General features: G+C 60.4%; 12 protein-coding genes. All 12 read right to left on the reverse strand.

Features of this window, described 5'->3' with window-relative positions; translation table 11 throughout:
- Nucleotides 1–60 precede the first annotated feature (60 nt).
- The 12 genes from I6L36_RS04305 to I6L36_RS04360 all read right to left on the reverse strand — a co-directional run bounded on the left by I6L36_RS04305 (nt 61) and on the right by I6L36_RS04360 (nt 17,703).
- Nucleotides 61–5,445, reverse strand: a complete 5,385-nt coding sequence (locus I6L36_RS04305) for a DUF1983 domain-containing protein (RefSeq protein WP_216986995.1) — start codon at nt 5,443–5,445, stop codon at nt 61–63.
- Entirely contained in the window at nt 5,445–6,992 is a 1,548-nt protein-coding gene (locus tag I6L36_RS04310; protein WP_254203465.1) for a hypothetical protein, read from the reverse strand. The genes I6L36_RS04305 and I6L36_RS04310 overlap by 1 nt, the downstream gene beginning before the upstream one ends.
- A 155-nt stretch (nt 6,993–7,147) precedes the next feature.
- Nucleotides 7,148–7,480, reverse strand: coding sequence for a hypothetical protein (locus I6L36_RS04315; protein ID WP_216986997.1), 333 nt, complete (start codon nt 7,478–7,480; stop codon nt 7,148–7,150).
- Nucleotides 7,477–9,123, reverse strand: a complete 1,647-nt coding sequence (locus I6L36_RS04320) for a LamG domain-containing protein (protein ID WP_216986998.1) — start codon at nt 9,121–9,123, stop codon at nt 7,477–7,479. Before I6L36_RS04320 ends, I6L36_RS04315 begins: the two co-directional genes overlap by 4 nt.
- Nucleotides 9,124–9,132: 9 nt before the next feature.
- On the reverse strand, nt 9,133–9,810 hold the full coding sequence (locus tag I6L36_RS04325; protein WP_216986999.1) for a DUF6682 family protein: 678 nt from the start codon (nt 9,808–9,810) through the stop codon (nt 9,133–9,135).
- Nucleotides 9,811–9,822: 12 nt separating this feature from the next.
- The gene (locus I6L36_RS04330) at nt 9,823–10,404 is read right to left on the reverse strand and encodes a hypothetical protein (RefSeq protein ID WP_216987000.1); all 582 of its coding nucleotides are present in this window, start codon (nt 10,402–10,404) and stop codon (nt 9,823–9,825) included.
- A gap of 1 nt (nt 10,405) precedes the next feature.
- The gene (locus I6L36_RS04335) at nt 10,406–10,843 is read right to left on the reverse strand and encodes a hypothetical protein (protein ID WP_216987001.1); all 438 of its coding nucleotides are present in this window, start codon (nt 10,841–10,843) and stop codon (nt 10,406–10,408) included.
- A 65-nt stretch (nt 10,844–10,908) separates the two neighbouring features.
- Complete coding sequence (locus tag I6L36_RS04340) at nt 10,909–11,298, reverse strand: hypothetical protein (protein ID WP_216987002.1); 390 nt, start codon at nt 11,296–11,298, stop codon at nt 10,909–10,911.
- 65 nt (nt 11,299–11,363) lie between these two features.
- The gene (locus tag I6L36_RS04345; protein WP_216987003.1) at nt 11,364–12,581 is read right to left on the reverse strand and encodes a DUF4043 family protein; all 1,218 of its coding nucleotides are present in this window, start codon (nt 12,579–12,581) and stop codon (nt 11,364–11,366) included.
- Nucleotides 12,582–12,652: 71 nt separating this feature from the next.
- Nucleotides 12,653–13,579, reverse strand: a complete 927-nt coding sequence (locus I6L36_RS04350; protein WP_216987004.1) for a hypothetical protein — start codon at nt 13,577–13,579, stop codon at nt 12,653–12,655.
- Between the two features lie 300 nt (nt 13,580–13,879).
- On the reverse strand, nt 13,880–16,006 hold the full coding sequence (locus tag I6L36_RS04355; RefSeq protein ID WP_216987005.1) for a portal protein: 2,127 nt from the start codon (nt 16,004–16,006) through the stop codon (nt 13,880–13,882).
- Nucleotides 16,006–17,703, reverse strand: coding sequence for a terminase (locus I6L36_RS04360; protein WP_216987006.1), 1,698 nt, complete (start codon nt 17,701–17,703; stop codon nt 16,006–16,008). The genes I6L36_RS04355 and I6L36_RS04360 overlap by 1 nt, the downstream gene beginning before the upstream one ends.
- Between the last annotated feature and the right edge of the window lie 34 nt (nt 17,704–17,737).

Genomic DNA, 17,737 nt, shown 5'->3' on the forward strand with positions numbered 1-17,737 from the left:
GCAGTTTGAGAGGGAGATTAGGATTCCCGGTATCCCTGACTATGCGGTTCAAAGCAGCCCTCACCATAGACCCATCAGCCATAGGCTCTCCCCGATAAGGCGCTGGTTCTGGATAGATGACCCAGGATAGGCCACCACTTCGAAGGTGATGTTGACGGTCGCAGTCCCAGCGGGGATCACGAAAGCATCTTGGAAGGTCACACTCATTGGCGCTCTATTCGTACCCACAGGGAACGAGGCTGTGGACGTAGCCCTGGCTACTTCAGTGCCGTTGAGCTTGCACAACAATATGAGCCCTATCGTGCCGGCTCCGGAAACCTCTGCTAGACCTGTGAGTGGTTTGATGCAGACCATGTTTCTGGCTCGCTTGTAACCTGCCAAAGAGAAGTTACCTGACGCCCTAATCATCCTTGTGATATCACCCACAATCCGATCCGCTTCCAACGTCCCCAGGACCACGCAATCGGCAGCAATCGTGCAGTTGTTCATGGTCATGTTCTTCACATAACCGCCTTCTGCACGAAGTCGATTGGTATAGATGCTGCCGTCCGCATAGATCATCGTGTACCAGCCGAATCCCCAACTGGCATAAGGCCCGCCTTTACCGAACCCTGCTGCCCCACCAGACAGGAAGGCATTGCCCATATCGATGGAACCGCCCGAGATCGCAGGCGCCGACATGCTGACCCCTGCTTTGATGTAGTCCGCCGTGATTTTCTCGGACGTCAGGATCTGGATAGTGGCCTTGCGGATGATGGCCTCTGCAATGACCGCCTGGCCATTGTCGATGGCAAACAGCGGCGCCATGGGCGTTGAGCTATTCGGGTTGAATACGAACACCTGGGAAGCAGAGATAGCCACCTGACTCGTGCCGTCAGAGTTTGCAATCAACCCTATCCCGGCAGTGATCTGGCCCGCGCTGGCTTTCGCTGTCCACATGGCCTGGGCACCATTTTGCAAGTCGGCAATAGCTTGGCTCTGGAGTTGAACGGCGGCGGCATTGGCTGCAATCCTCGGGTCGTCAGTGGCAACCCACGCAGTTCCACTGTAACGATACGGCCTGTTGTTGTTGGCTGTGTCAAACCACAGATCACCGGTGCCCATCGCTGACCCTGGGGCAGTGGCTTGGAAGAACGTTTTATTCTTGCTACCTGCAACAGCAGACACCGTATCAATCTGGCTGCCGAGGGCTTGCATCGCATCGGCACGGGCGACTGACTCTGCAGTGATCTGGCCTTGGAGTTGCTGATCTCCCTGCTGATAGTTTGCCGTTACCTGCTGGATCTGCTGTGCCATGGCCGAATCTGCATCAGCCCGCGCCTTCACTTCGTCATTGATGGCAGCAGTATTTCTCGCAACACCCTGTGCGGCTTGATCAGCGCTTGCCTGAGCTGCGGCGGCGGCTTGAGCTGCATCGATCGCGACCTTGTCTGTTACTGCAACCCAGGCTGACCCACTCCACCGCTTCGGAGTGTTGATGCCGCTGGTCGTATCAATCCAGAGATTCTGAGCAAGCCGATCTGCTACTGCTGGAGCTGCTGACTGAATGAGCACCTTGCCCTTTCCATTGGCTATCCCCGCAGCAGCCGCTGCATCCTCTTTTGCCTGGTTTGCACTACTCTGGGCTCCTGCCGCAGCGGTGCCCGCCGATTCTGCTGTGGCCTTCACCTGACTCAATTGCTCAGAAAGGGACTGGTTTGCTTCAGCACTAACACGGGACACTTCATCGATGCTGGCCGCCAGGGCCTGCTCCGCCCCCTTGAACTCTGCATCCAAGGTGGACAACTGTTCAGCCAGCGCGCTATCAGCATCGCTCCGCGCCCGCACTTCAGCTGCAACAGCAGCATTCGTCGCGGCGTCCGCCGCTTTGAACTCGCTATCAACAACACTGATCCGCTGTGACAGCGCCTCATCAGCCGTCGCCCTGGTCAACTGCTCATTGGTGATCTGCGCCCTGATCTCCCCATTCTCAGCATCAAACTCAGCGGTCAGTTGCTCAACAGTCCTGGCTTGCGCCTCCTGTTGATTCGCCAGCGTGCTCTGCTGTTGGAGAATGACGCCGCGAGCCTTTCGGTTCTCTCGGTCACGTTCATCCCCGGCCAAGGCACCTTCAACCTGGCTGACGGCACCGACAACGATCTCCGACTCCATCTTGTCCTGGCGTTGGCTGAGCGAGGCCTCATTGCTCACCACGGCCTGCTGGAGTTCTGTGATGCTGGCTGAGTTCTCTCCAACCGTCACATCAATGGTACTGATCCGCTCACCAAGCGCTCGGTCGGAATCTGCCAGGGCCTTGCTCGACTCAGCGAGGGTGGCAGACAGCTCTGTATCCGCGGCCTTGAAAGCAGCATCTACAGTGCTGATCTGCTGGGCAAGCGCCTCGTCTTTTGTTGCCCGAGCCAGCTCCTCGGCCGCAATCCTTGCATTCGTATCCGCGAGTTCGCTACTGAACTGCGCCTCCACTTCGACAACTCGCCTCGAAATGGCCTCATCGGCGGTGACCCGGGCCGACTCCTCGCTGGTGATGTTTGCGACAAGCTCGGCAGTAGCATCTGAAAGTGCGGCAGCCAGTTGATTCTGGCGAAGAGACAGCGCTTCGTTTGCCGATGCGTTCGATTGTTCAAGCGCGCTGATAACGGCATTGGTATCCGCATTGGCCGCCTTGAACTCGGCATCAACAACACTGATCCGCTGTGACAGCGCCTCATCAGCCGTCGCCCTGGTCAACTGCTCATTGGTAATCTGCGCCTTCAGATCTGCCGTTTCGGCATCAAACTCAGCGGTCAGTTGTTCAACTGTCCTGGCCTGCGCCTCCTGCTGATTCGCCAGCGTGTTCTGCTGCTGGAGAATGACACCGCGAGCTTTCCGGTTCTCCCGGTCGCGTTCATCCCCGGCCAGAGCCCCTTCAACCAGGCTGGCGGCGCCAACATCTACCTCTGATTCCAGCTTGTCCTGGCGCTGGCTCAGCGACTCCTCATTGCTCACCACGACCCGCTGCAGCTCAGTGATGCTGGCCGAGTTCTCTCCGACCGTCACATCGATGGTGCTGATCCGCTCACCAAGCGCTCGGTCGGAATCTGCCAGGGCCTTGCTCGACTCAGCGAGGGAGGCAGACAGCTCTGTATCCGCGGCCTTGAAAGCAGCATCTACAGTGCTGATCTGCTGGGCAAGCGCCTCGTCTTTTGTTGCCCGAGCCAGCTCCTCGGCCGCAATCCTCGCTTTCGCATCCTCGAGGTCGCTGCTGAACTGCGCCTCGACCTCAGACACCCGCCTCGAGATGGCCTCATCGGCGGTGACCCTGGCCTCCGACTCACTGGCGATATCTGCACTTAGCGTGTTATCAGCCTCGGTCATCTCGACGCGCATCTGATCCTGTCTCAGTGCAAGCGCAGCGTCAGCGTCGCTCGATACCTTCTCCAGTGCCTTGATGGTGGCGGTCGTCTCATCAAGGGCTGTGTCTGTTGAGGCACTCAGGTTGTCGATGCGCTGGGCCAGCGCGCCACTAGTGTCAGCAAGCACTACCTCCACGCCGCTAATCCGTGCCTGAGTATTGGCATCCCTCCCTTCAAATTTGACGTTCATGTCGGTGATACGCTTGGCTTGAGCGGACTGCTCATCCACGATCACTTGCTGCTGGGTGCGAATGGAGCCAAATGCACTGCGATTTCCCCTATCTCGCTCATCACCAGCCAGCGCTGCATCAATGGCAGCTTGGCCGACATCCAAGGCACCATCCGCCTTATCCTTTGCCAGCTCAATCTCAACCTGAATTTCATCGAACCGCCCGGCAGTGATCCCCCCCTCCGACTCGATAACCTCCTCCAGCGCTAGGATCTTGCCTTCCGCCTTGCTGGCCCTCACCTCTAGTCCGCTGACTCGCTGGGCGGCGACGCCATCGGCGTCAGCTGTCACGCGCGCCAGCTCGGTGATCTTAGCGTCAAGCTCTTCACCGCTGCTGCTGACAGTAGCCTGCAGGCCATCGATGCGCTGTGCGGTCGCCCCATTGGCATCAGCCGTCACTCGAGCCAACTCTGTGATCCTGGCGTCCAGTTCTCCGCTGCTACTGCTGACGGTCGCCTGTAGGCCATCGATGCGCTGGGCCTGGGTGGATAGAGCTTCAGCATGCACCGTCAGCTTGCTTTCTGCGTTGGCCAGCCTTTGGCCATGCTCATCCACCTCTTGCTGGGCGGCCTTCTGGGTCAACTCCCCCTTTGTTGCGTTTAGCTCCTGCCCAATCTGGGTGACTCGCTGTTGTTCGTCAGTGAACTCCCCCTTGGTGACCGTTTGACTCAGACTGGCATCCAGACCATTAATGCGCAGCTCAGCTTCAGTGAGACGCGAGCCCTGGCTATCCACGGTTACATTGTCGGCCTTGCTGTCGATCTGGCCGGCGACGGCATCAAGCCCCAGATGGACTTCAGTGATAGAAGTCCGCATCTCCTCGCGCACGGCATTGACCGCATCCATGGTCATGCTGCCGTTTTCTGGGTCGATGACAAACACGGCATCCCGGAACGAGTCAAAGTCGCCTTTGTACTTGTCCAGCTTGGCATTTAGGCGGTCCTGCACCAAACCGAGCTCAATGCTCGACATCCCAAGCTGCTGCTGGGCATCATCCAGCAGCTCTTGCGCTACCTTCTGGCGCTCATCCAACCCGGCCAGCTCCTGTTCGATGCCTGGGATCTTGCCCTCGATGGCGGCAATCTTGGGGCGGATCACCTCGATTTCATCAATCTTGGGGAGAATGACCTCGATTTCATCCACCTTGTGGAGAATGAGATCGATCTCATTGACCTTGGGGCGCATGACCTCGATTTCATCAACCTTAGGCTTCAGGATCGCAATGTCGAGCTGGAGTTGGGGAACTTGCTCTATTGGCCGCAGCAGCGCCTGGGCCAGGTGGCTCTCCTCTATCTTCCCCTGCAGTTCGTCGAGAATGTCCTGCACGTCCCGGCTGGTTTCAGCCTCGACTCCCTGCATACCCTGGAAGGGGCCCTTGTCATCCTTGCCGTTGACAAAGCGCACCCAGTAGTAAAATTTGGCGCCCTTGCCAATGGCGTCAGAGAAGAGATTGGCCGAAGAGGTCCCCACCAGGGTGGCCTCGGCTTGGTTGCCACTCTCAGCTCGCCATATCTCGGCGTGAGCATGCCCCCGGTACTGCGGCGGATCCCACTCAACAAGGACCGTGTGAAATGCGCCATTGGCGATCACATTGACCGGAGCGTGGGGAAACTCCATCTGGCCCGGCGGGAAAAGGTCTGGGTTCTTGCCAGGGACATAAACACCGCCAGCACCAGGACGCAACGTAGACAGCCCCAATGCCGCCAGCTCCCTGAACGTGACTGCCTTATCAAGGCGATCGCCACGCTGCCCGGTGAGCAGCTCCACGTTCTCGGCTGTTGCGGCCTGGTCACGGCCGGCGCGATATGCGGGTTTCTTGGCCATCAGTTCACCATCTCCGCCATGCTGCTCGCCAGAGTGATGCGGCTCACCTCCGAGGTACCGAAGACCTCTATCTGCCAGAACCGGCCCCGCACTGGCGGCAACCTGAACGCCCCGGGCACCAGGTTGCCAGGGGACAGCTCCATCACCTGCTCCCCGTCAACGAACAACTTGATCCCGACCAAGCCAACATCCTGAGCCAACACCCGGCAGCAGCTGAAAGACGAACCCTCTGGCTCCATAAATGGCTTGGACCGCCAGACGAACTGACCATTGCTGGGGCTCCCGCCGCGCCAAATCTGCAAGCTGCGCCCCTTGGCAATGTAGAGGGAATCGCTCTCCATATCGGAGACAGCTGCATCCCACCGGTTCGTCAGCTCACGCAAGTCGCCACTTTTCGGGTCAAAGATGAATGCGTGGGTGTCGGTCATGGCCACATATTTCCCCTCGTGGTGCCATGCCCGCATGCTCTCTGGCTTCATTGCCCGCCACTGGCTTCGGGTGATGATCCCCTCGGTGACCACCTGACCACCGTTGGCACCGATGCCGACCAACCCGTCCGGAGAGGCATAGAGCACAACGCCATCCATAGCCACCATAGAGCGACCACTGACACAGGACTGCGGCAGTTGGCTGAGCTTCTGGGTGGTCACCGATGCCGGGCTCACACCCTGGGCAAGATAGGGGTACCCCTTGGTCCCGATCACCAAGGTGGTATCGATGGCAGCGATCGCCACGATGTCGTGCTCAGTGGTCAGCCGGTACTTCTCCGGCCAGGCGTAGGGAAGGTAGGGTTCGCACAGGTAGAGGGAGTTGCCAGCAAACCCCGCACACATGCCATTCGCCATTTGACACAAGCCACGCATGCCATCCGGCGGCATGGTGTAGTCGTAGGTCTCCAGCACGGCGCCCAGCTCCCCATCCTCCCGGGTATCGACAAACGAAGCTTGGGCAATGGGCAGCTCGGCGACCAGCAGGTAATCAGCCAAGCCGCCACCGGACACTGACCGGTATATCCGGCGCTGGGTGATGTTACTGTTCTGGGTTGTCGGTGGGCTCAGCATCAAGGTGACGGATGACCCAGGGATCCCGATATTCACCTTTCCGCTGACAGGGCCAGGGGGGCCTTCCTCCCCCATCGCAGTGACGAAGGTATCCACGTAGAAGCGAGTTTCGTCATCTGTCAGGTCATCATCCACACCACCAACAGGTGGGGTGATGGTGCCAACCCCGACCGGAACACCGGGGGCTGGAATACCTAGCCGATACCACGCAGTAGGCTTGCTGGCCCCGCCAGTCGCGATCTGGGCATGGGTCACCTTGGGGTATTCGCCATCCGTGTAGTAAACCCGGCCATACGGGTCTTGAGCGATCGGGGAACGAATGGCCTCCACCACCTTGCTCCAGGCAAACCAGTGCTGGCCATAGTGAAAGAGTGTGGTCGGCACGAGTGGCAGCTCCACGCCTGCGCTGGCATCGTCTTCAAGCGGTGAGATGATGCCGTGGTCGAAATGACAATCGCGGGCGATGACTGCGACCTCATCAGACAATAGGTGCGGCTCCACGCGCGGCATAGTCCCTCGCATGGTGACGATATCGAGTATGGGCATGGGGATCTCAGAGAGGCAGAAACGAAAAAGCCCCGCTCGAAAGAGCAGGGCCATGATGGGTGAATCCTAACGCCGGGAGCGCCAGGAGGCAAGGCTCACATACTGGCGGGATCTGATGCCCAGACATATTGGGGAGTTTCGACAACCACGGTCACCGGCGCCAACGCGGCGGCCATGGCAGGGTCTTGGGTTCTGACGTTGGCGTGATAGCCCGGTACTGCCTCGCGCACGGCGATCTCCACCCCATCGACCAGCTGAACCTCGCCAGTCGGTCTGGTTACCATGCCCGGCGGCAGCAGTTGCAGTGAGGCGGTAGGGTGATAGAGGGTGCCGGTTTCGCTGTCTTTTACGAAGCCAGCGGCCTGCAGGGCCTTGGTCATGGCGGCCTTGTCGGCCGCCTTGAGGTTGAGGTCGATATAGTTTGTCATGTGACCGCCTTGATTTGATCGTCAGAGAGAGTGCGCTGCCAAATCCGCACATTACGAATGTGGCCAAACAGCCCATTCAATCCATTGCGAGAGCCAATAAAGCACTTCTCCCCTTCAGACACTGGCAATATTGGCGTCTGTTGCATCGTGGCTTTTGCCCCGTTCAGGAAACACGCGATTGTGTTCCCATTGACTGTTGCGGCTACTCGCTCCAGCTTGCCCGTAGCGGCTGTGGCGAGATTAACCTGATCAATGCCCCCGCCTCTGGCCATGATCCGGGTGCTGTCAGCTACCACAAACTGATGTAGGGAGATGTTAATGACCCGAGGGAATAAATTGGCGGGAATGGCTATATTTCGGCGCACCTCCGCCGTTATTGTGATATCGCCATAGTCAGGCGTGACGTTGAGCGCGTTCGGTATCCAACACACATCTGCTGCCCGAGTTACCGCAGCGCCATTTGTTGGGATGTAAGAGCTGGCGAAGGGGAGTTTTTCGATCTGGATGTTCCCCATGACGACCGAACTCTCTAGTGGGGTCGTGCCCGCCATAACGCCCTTGCCGATCTGAAATGCGAGACTTGTAGCCTCGGCCACAAAAGTCGCAAAAACCCGATCTCCGACGCGTGAGTATGTGAGCGCCTTATCCAGCACGCGCATGATGGGTAGCCCTGTATCATCGTGTGGGCAATGCGCGCTAATTGTGTACGTGGCCCCGACCTCAAACCCTCCTAGCGACTGCAAAACATATGCTGTCCGAGACACGCCGGCTCCGAATCTCACGAGGGTGCCGTAACGTGGGTCAACCACTTCAGAGACGCTATTTGTGATACCCGCCGCCCCAGACAAGCTCCAGCCTTCCACCCCTCCGACCTCTGAAATTCTCAGTGAACCCCGTGGCACTAAGTTTGTGCTCTGCCCCTCAATCAGCAGACCCTCTTTCTCAAAGCGCGGCTCATTCGCGGCGGCGGTTTTAAGTTGGCCATCCTTGCCGATGTAGGTAGCCGTTGAGTTGCGGGAAAAGTTGACCATCCTCGCCACCACATCCGACCCGACCAGCACGTCACGGCCATAACCGGTGATAAGGCGCAGGCTGTCAGAGAGCGGTGCCCACACATCCGGCAGCGGCAGGGCCGACGCTGCGACAATATCGCCAGCCAGGGCCGCGCTTGCTGCTGCCTTGTCCGCCTCCGTCTTGGCGCGGGCAGCCTGGCCCTCCCCTTCACTGGTCACACGTTTCCACGGGATCAGTGTTTGCTTGGTTCCATCCGGTGCAGTCACCTCAACAGTGGTGGCAGTGCTCGTCAGCAGCGCCTGGAAGGCATCGCTCTGCTGCTGATAGGCGCTCAGGGTGGCCGTCAGGCGACGGGCGAACTCCGGAACGGAATCCGAGAAAGTCGTGATGATCTCGTAGGCTTTGCCCGTGGCAGTAACGCCACGATAGGCCTGCACCAGATACAACTCCGTGTTGGACACCACGTAGTCCACCTCGTAGAAATCCACCGAGGTGCCACTGGTGATACAAAAAAGGTGGCCCTTGGCCACCCCGTTCTTGGTGCCTGCGAAGGTGGTCCCGGTACCGGTCACCTTCTTGTTGCCATTGGTGACAGCCACCGTACCGTCACGCTTCCACACTCCAGCCATGCTACCCCCTTACTGCCCGGTCACGCGGGAGAAGCCTTCGGTCTTGCGCTGCTCCAAGTTGGCGTCAACCTGGGTCTTTTCACCCAGCTGCTGCAGGTAGGCGTTGTAGTGGCCGACAGCCCGATTGGAGTTGGCGCTGTATTCGGAGTCCTTCGAGAAGGCCCGGTACATGATGAAGTCGATAAGCGGGTTGATGTAGATGTCATCCAGATCGGCCATCGCCGGCGTGCCCACGTTTTCCACGTCCGCCAGCATCTTAGATTGCGGCGCCACGGAGTAGATCACATCCACCTCCACTGCGGCGGCGGGGCCCGGGTAGAGATAGAAGTTCTTGGGGTCCCGATCGTCATAGGTGTAGGCGGCCACACTGGTGCCATCCTTACCTGCATGCCAGTCCGGGTAACTGTCATCGAGAGCGCGCCGCGGCACAAAGCGAATCACTTTGCCGTCGGCATTGCGCAGCACCTCGATCAGCCGCAGGGCATCTGCTGGCAGAGTCTGCTTGGTACCAGCGGCGCAGTTGAACTGAACGTTCTTGGTGTGGGCGTCAGGACGCATCAACACGATCGCCTTTGCGGCATCGTTGTAGTAGTCCAACAGCTCCTGCTTGGGCCAGCGAACCCAGGTGCGATCATTGAGCAGGGTATTTACCCGCTTCAAGATAGAGTCAACGGTAACGGTTGCCATGTGTGGAGTCCTTTAGAAAAAAGTGTGTTTGCGGGGCGGGTTGTGGAATTCGACCTGGGTCGGGGCGCTGTGCTCTTTGCGGAACCGGCCAGCGCGACGCCAACCTTCGACAAACTCAGTCCGGTGGTATCCTGCCCGCTTAGGGTCAGACCAGGGGCGGTCTGGCTGTGCATAGAGCAAGGCAGCGACGCCATGGGCAATGGCATCGGCGTGATCGTGGTAGAGCTGGGCTGGGAGCTCGGTGGCGTTCTTGGCCGGGGCAGCCACATACCAGATCCGCACATTGCAGAGATCTGTCAGGATGCTCAGTTCATTGGCAGACATGGCGAAGTAGTCTCGCCCGCTGACAAATGGCGCGCCCCCTTCTCCGGTCAGGTGCAGCACATTGCACGATGTCATCCCGCTGATGTTGCAGACCTCCACCAGGCTGCCGGCTGACGCGCTGGGCATCAGCCGGTCAAGGGTCAGCAAGGCCGACTCCCGGCAGAACGTGATGGCCGCCTCTGTGACGGCCTCACTCAGCATGACTTCGAGCGGGCCGGTGATGTGCAGCCTGACAGTGGGCAGGAACTGCTCACGCGACACCATCTGCATGCTATTCCCCCTGCTCTGCCAGCTTGGCCTTCAGGGCATCACGCACCCGCACCCGGTAATCGGGCACTTTCTCTTGCGGGCCCTGCGGCTCGATATCCAGATCTTCCCCTTCCACCAGGGTGGCCAGTTGGGCAGAGGTCATCTTGGCCAGATCGCGCTCACCGACCACCATGCTCTGCTCTTCCGCCAGGCGGGCAGCTTCAGCGGCGAGGCGCTCCTTCTCTTTGGCGGCAGCCTGGGCAGTGGTCTCCTGCCGCTCCAGCTCGCCAGCCAGTGCCTCATGGCGGACCCAGACGCTCGGGAACTCCAGCAGTTGCATGGCGATGTGACTCTCCACATCCACTGCGGTATGGCGCGGGAAGACCAGGCGGCTGCCGGTGACCGTGTCTTTCTTGCTCGGCTTGTCGCCGATGTAAACCACGGCAATCTTGTCGCTCATGGCGATGACTCCTATTCAGAAACGAAAAGCCCGGCACGGGGCCGGGCGGACAGTGATCGGCTGCCTTACAGGTTGCCGACTACCTCGTAATGCAGTTTGAGCTTGACGGTGCCCGTCGCAGCGCCGCCGCCAACCGTGAGGGTGAGCTCCTGGTCAGGCTCGGTCAGCAAGTCATCGACCGGGTAATACTTTGCCACCGTCCCCACCGTACTCTCGGCGTTGATGATGGTGGTCGTGCCGATCTTGGCTGTGATGGTGGTACTCGCGCCCAGCGCAGTGCTGAACATCGTCACACCCACCACTTTCAGGTTGGGCTCCACCTTGTCACCAAAGGCAATGACGTCGCCGGAGGGCACTGCCGCCAGCTTGGCCACCAGGGTCGGAGAGATAGAGAGGTTGCCGAACGCGCCGACAAACCAGCGGTACGCTCGGGCGAGCAGGGTAGTCTTGGCCATGATATGGCTCCTTGTCTGGTCAGATAGTGATGTGATGGGGCCGTGAAGCCCCATGGGTCAGCGGCTTAGCGGGCGATGGCGCTCACCGCGGTATCCAGCACCATGCAGCCATGGTCCTGAATGTTGCCGTTGCGCTGCTTGAAGCGGATCTTCTGCAGACCGGACACCCAGCTGATGGAGATCTCGGTGCTGTTGCCGTGGTCGGTCTTCTCTTCGTGCATGCCGAAAGAGCCCCCCTGCTCGCCAGAGCCAAAGGCATTGGCCAGCGCCTGGCCACCAAGCAGCACGGCGCGGTCGATCAGGGTGCCCGCAACCTTGTCCACTTCCGCCCCGGTCGCGGAGTTGGCCGCACACACCTTGACGATGCTGCCCTGGTTGAAGCGGATCGGCATGCCCTTGTAGGGCTTGACCAGGATGCCGCGCCACATGGCGCCTTCCCCGCGGAAGATGGGGTGATTCCAGCCTTTGGCTCGCTCCGCCACCGCCGCCAGCATGGCGTTCCAGTCCTTGCCGGAGCTGGAGGTGTAGAAGTCGTGCCACTGGCGCGGGGTCACGTAGAGCACATAGAGCGGCTCACCACCTGACGGGTCCGCCACCATGCGGATCGGCTGGATGGGGTTGGCCATCTCGGACAGATAGAGCGCCATGTTGTCCACGCAGCCGAGGTTGAAGCGATCCGCTGCATCGAGGGCTTCGAAGCTGGTCGCATCACCACCGAAGAAGTGGCGCTCGTAGGTCGGCGCGGTCAGCTCGTTGATCATGATGTCGGCAAACTCGGGGTCATCCGCCAGCGGCAGGATGATATCGGTGGCAGAGTAATCCCCGCGAGCACCGGCCAGCTGAGCAAAGCCACGCTGGTCAACCAGGCGACCGTAGTAGCCATCGCCCAACAGCACACGTGCGGTCTTGATCATGTCGTGCTTGGTGCGCTTCTGGCTCATCTTGCCGCCCGCGTCCACACCGTGGCGGGTCTGGTTGATCTTCAGCGAGAAGTCCGCGAAGGACATGCTCTCGAGGCGCCCTGCCAGCTTCTTGTCACCCATGGTCGGGCGGCCAGACAGTTGGTGGAACAGTTGCATGTCCACTTCATCCCCGGCGCCTTTACCGAGGTCGGTGATGCGCACCACGGGGGCGCCGGCGCTGGTCTGTTTGCCGCCGTTTACCTTGGCACCCTTGGGGGCCTCTTCGGTCAGCATGTTCACCAGCGAGTGAGAACGGTTGGCCGCCGTAAACAGTGCGGCCTGCAAAATCTTGTTGGCTTGCGCCGAGGTGACTTGGGTCATGATCCTCTCCTGCATGAAAACAAAAACCCCGACACAGTGGTCGGGGTTGGCTTATTGAAATGGGTGGTGGGTTAGTACCCGGCCTGCTCCAGCAGCGCCTCCATTTGGGCGTCCGTCATGGCGCCCATCTCGCCGATAAGCTCGGTCTGAGACATGGCGCCAAAGCGCTCCACTCCAGTGGGAGCGGCATGATGGGTCTGGCCGAGTGCCGAAGGGCTGGACGGGATGAAATCAGCGGGCTTTTCTGCACCCTTGCCGGGTACCTTGGCGGGAGGGATGACCTCATCACCAAAGGCCAGCTTGGTGCGGCGTGCCGCCTCTGCGAATCGCTCATCCAGCGACTTGCCTTGCCACGCGGGATCAGCCTGGAGCTTCTCATCGACGATGATGGCGAAGTCGAAACGGTCCTGGTCCTTTTCCCGCCAGCTCACCAGATCAGGTACCGCCTGCAGTGCGGCCTGTACCGGGTTGAGGGTGGGTTGAACCTGCTGCGGGGCGACCTGGGGCTCCAGCTTTTGGAGCTTGCGGGCAATGGCGGCGATGGACTTGCCGAGATCCGGGTAGTCCTGCGCCAACTGCTCGAGCTCCTCCTGGCTGATGTCGTCGGGGTCCACGTCGGGGTTGATCCCGTGCTTCTCCATCAGCGCCTGCAGCTTGTCCCGTTCGGCCTGGGCTTGCTGCGATGCGGCCAACTGCTCACGCAGTACCTTGACCTCATTGCGCGACTGCTCCAGCACTTCATACGGGATGGTGTGTTGACCGCTCTTGGCCAGGATCACCTTCTCAGGCTCCGCGACCCCTTCACCGCCCTGCTCGGTGCAGCCCTGTTCGTTACCGGCTGCCACCTCGCCCGCCGACGGCGCGGGTTGTACGTCCGTTTGCTCGGTAGCAGTGCCATCATCCAGCTCGCCATCGGGCTCACGCTCGATCGCTTCCAGCATGGCTTCCAGTTCGTCCAGGCTCTCAGTGCCGTTCAGGTCGTCGATGTTCATATCCATGGTTGTCCTCGTGGGTTTTCAGTGGGTGGTATCGCTGCCCAAGCGGGGGAAGGCTCTCGGTGAAAGCCCTCTCCGGCTGGAGCTGGGCACAAAAAAACCAGCTCGAGGCTGGTCCATAAAAAAAGCCCGCGGGAGGGCGGGCTTAAAACAAGTGCGGGAGTCATTAGACTCACCACAAATCATACTCAAAGGGAGTCAGTTACGCTACTGATTGACAACTCAACCAAAGAAAAGGCCCAATCTCGACAGACTGGGCCATGTTGGGGAAATCGTAACGCTGGCAGGTCAGGAAAGCAACTATCAGAGCGCGATGGCGTCGATCTGCTGTTGGATGCTGTCCAGCAGCTGCGCCTGCAGGGCTGCCTGCTCTGTCTGCATCGCCTGCTGCTGGGCTGCCAACTGCTCCATCTCCTGCAGCGTCTTACCGGTCTGGGCCTGCTTGAGGGCATCCTCGAACCGGATAGAGTCGGTCAACTTGGCGATGCGCTGAGCCTCTGCCTGCCACTTGGCAGCCTTGCCTTCCAACTCTGCCAGCTTGGCCTGCATCTCGCGCATGGCCAGCTCCTGCTGCATCTGGGCCTGCTGAGCCTGCTGCTCGGCGGCGGCGCGCTCCTCCTCGTTCATCTCGTCCGGGTCTTTCGGGATGTTCAGGGCATTGCGGATCCGCTCCACAAACTCGGCCTTGCGCGGCACATCCATCAGCTCAACCAGCAAATCGAAGCAGGCACCTGCAGCCTCTGGCGGAAGTTGGGACATAGCCTGGGTCATCCGCTCGGCCAGTTGTTGCTTGTAGGCGGCAGTCTGCTGGATCGGCGCCAGTGCGATATGTGCCCGCAGCCGGGTCACATCATTGGTGAGTTTGCCATCCTCCTGCTCCACGTTGACCACCACGGTTTTGCGGCGGCGGGGGTCATCCCGGTTCACGGTCACCTTGTAGTTGCGCTTGCTGGCCATGTCTTCCAGCAGGTACGCCAGCGCCAACTGCCCCACTTGCTGGCAACCCATCCGGTAGTTGTCGTTGATCTCGGAAAGCGTGGTTGCCCCCTGCTCCACCAGGTTGCTGATCGCCACGCCGGACTGCCCGGTGGAGCCCTGCCCCAGGAAGGCGGCATAAACCCCCATGGTGTCCTGGATCAGCTTCACCGAGTCCTGCATCACCTGAAACTGCTGGGCCGCCACGTTGAAGTCCTGCTCCACCTTGAAGGCATCACTCACGCTGGTCTTGTTGGCGCGGTCCGGGTTGAGCTCGATGTAGCCATCAGGGCGCTCGACCTGCTCAAGCACCTGCTCTCGACTCATGTTGGTGGCGTCCTTGTCAGCGATGACGCGCTTGGCCTGCAACAGGAACGTCAGCTTGATGCGCCGCAGGTTCACCTCGTCCTGCGCCGGAATGGCTCGAGCAATCAGCCCATAGGGTTCGCCGGTGCGGTCTTTGCGATACCCCCAGAACGGCACCAGCGGGTACATGTTGTGGGGAGCAGAGCAGGGTCGATCAACCAGATGATGAGGGCCGACGAACCAGGATTCCCGGATCACGGCCACCGGGCAGCGTTCCAGCTTGGCGCGCCCCATGGCCACAGCAGCGAGATGCAGTTGATTGGTCTTGTCGTATTCCAACGCCCGGCCTGAGTCGAGCTTCAGCACCTGACGCATGGTGTAGGTGCGGTAGTAGACCACTTGCAGCAGCACCCGGTCCCGCTCCCGGCTGCACCACTCTATCTCCTTGCCGCTGAACTGACTCCACTCGTCATAGGCACTGACTAGGTTGGGATCCATCCCCTCGATGGCGGTCAGGCTTACCATCCCCTCCCAGTCGTTGACGCCCCACTGCAGCGCCTGTGCCTTGCTCGGGAACATGGTCTTGGCCTCATCCAGATCGACCCAGCGGCGGCGCATCAACCAGCGGCAGTCGCTTAGGTCCGGCTCCCTGCTGTGCCAGTCCCAATAAACCTCGTCGCGGTGGACATTGCTGAACTTGTAGCGCGGGCCGAACGGATCATCGCGGCGGCATACTTCAACCCAGCCCACACCGGTCTTGATCTGGCCGCCATACGCCTCGCCCCGGGCGCGGTCCAGTCCGCCAAGGCGGCACATATCGGCGTATTCAGCGTTGACGGCCTCGGCCAGTTGCTCCAGCTCGTCGTCGTGGTCATCGGCGATCACCATCAGATCGGTGCGGCTCTTGGCCTCCATCCCCAGCACGCCGTCGATAGTCGGGGCGATGAGGTTGTGGATCGTGATGGGCTGCCCGCGTTCATCGAGTGCCTTTTTTACCGCAGGTGGCAGTTGGTCGTTGTCGTAGTAAGCGCAAGCTCGATTGGCAAGGCTTCGCCAGTCCGGCTGGCCGTTGATATCGCTCATCAGTTTGAGCAGGCGCGGGGTATCGAGGCCGCCTTTTTCAGGGGTCTTGGGTTGGGCGTTGATCATCAGTTGGCCATCCAGTGCTTGGGTTTGCGGAAGGATTCAGGTTTGACGATGCGGGCCGGCATCCGGGCACGCATCTCTTGGGCAATCATGTAGCTCATGAGCTGGTCGTCGTAGCAGCCGTCCTGGGCGTTCATGCTGCCGCTCTTGTCGTAGACGTAGGTGGTGGCCTCGTGAATGGTGCCTATCCAGCGGATCCCGGACTGCCCGGCACGCAGCAGGGCCTTGAGGCCATCGACGAGGATCGGCTTGGACTGCCGGGTGGTGAGCCATCCGAGGCGTGGCGTCTCGTCGTCGCGGTCCCGGTCGATGTGCTCCTGGGTGTAGATGCGTCGGGTCGGGTAGATTTCACGGAGCTTGAGCAGCACAGCGTGGCCGTGGTTGTTGCGCTCTGGGCCGATGTAGGCCGGGCCATGCTCTGCGGTGCCGTAGAACCTGCCAACGTGGGCCAGCAGTTGGGCAAATAGCCCTGGGTCGAGATGCCCGAACCAGTGGGCCACCTGACGGCCGTCGCTCTTGGCCGTGACATCCAGGCTTGAACGATCGCCGTGCTCTAGCCCTTCCGCCACGTCGGCGCCGATGGCGTAATCCTCGTCAGGGTCTGGCAGCTCCCAGACCAACAGCATGTTCTCGAGGGAGCGCTGGCCACGCTCGTCCAGCTTCTCAGGCTTGCGAGCCTTCTCCCGCTTGCCGGTCACCGGGTCGATGTCGTAGACGATGAGCGGGGCCATGCAATCGCCCTCGGCATCCATGGTATGGATGGGGTCGAACACCCGGCGCCCAGAGGTCAGGAAGGCCTCCAATGGCGTGCTGGGGAACTCTTGCTTCATCTCGGCGCCCAGAGTGGACTCTTTCAGCACGTACCACTGCCGCTGCTCGTCGGTAATGGTGCAACCCATCGACTTCTCGACCGCGGCGAAATACTCCGCCTGGGTCTTGCTCATCACCACACCGGAAGCGGGGACGTCGGCGCGATACTTGGGATCCTGCCACCAGGCGAAGAAGTGGAACTTCCAATCAAGCTGGCTGAGCTCACCGGATGCCCTGGCCAGCTCGAGGGACTTCATGCTCATAGCGTGGAAGTCGCCCCCTACCCCTTCGGCGGTGCTCTCGATGAAGGCCACAGCGCCAGGGTGGATCGCCTGCAGCGTCCCGGTTCGCACCTCCTTGGCCTTCTCGGGATACTTGGCGCAGATCTTCCCGTGCTCGGAGACATGCAGGCGCTGGACGGTACCGGAGCGGAATGAGGTGGCCACCTGGATGCTGGAGCCGTGCCGGAACAGGATGTGCCCGCCATTCGCCCCACCGCGCCGGGTGACCACCTTGAACTGGGCCTTGAGCCAGCTGGGCAGGTTATCGAACGGGACTTCAATCTTGGTGCGGTAGATCTCGCCGGCGGCCGTCAGGTCCTGGGCGATGATCCCGCACTTGAGGTTCTTGTTGAACAGCGCCTCGTCCAGCAGATAGATGTCGATGGCGGTGGAGAACCCGAGCTGACGCGCCTTGAGGATGATGTTCAGGTACCACATGGTCCGGAACAGCAGCTCCTGCGCCGGGCGCAGCCGGAAGCGCACCAGCTGGCCCTGCTCGTTCTCGATCATGTAGAGGTTGTTCATCCGCCACCACTTATCGCTGAGCTTCGAGCGGATGTAGGCCATCTGCTCCTGCTCAGTCATGGCGGAGGTATCGGGTTCAGTCATCGGGGATCTCAGGCAATAAAAAACCCGCCGAGGC

Origin of the sequence: Aeromonas sp. FDAARGOS 1406 (assembly GCF_019048565.1) — a bacterium.
GTDB classification, from domain to species: Bacteria; Pseudomonadota; Gammaproteobacteria; order Enterobacterales; family Aeromonadaceae; genus Aeromonas; species Aeromonas caviae.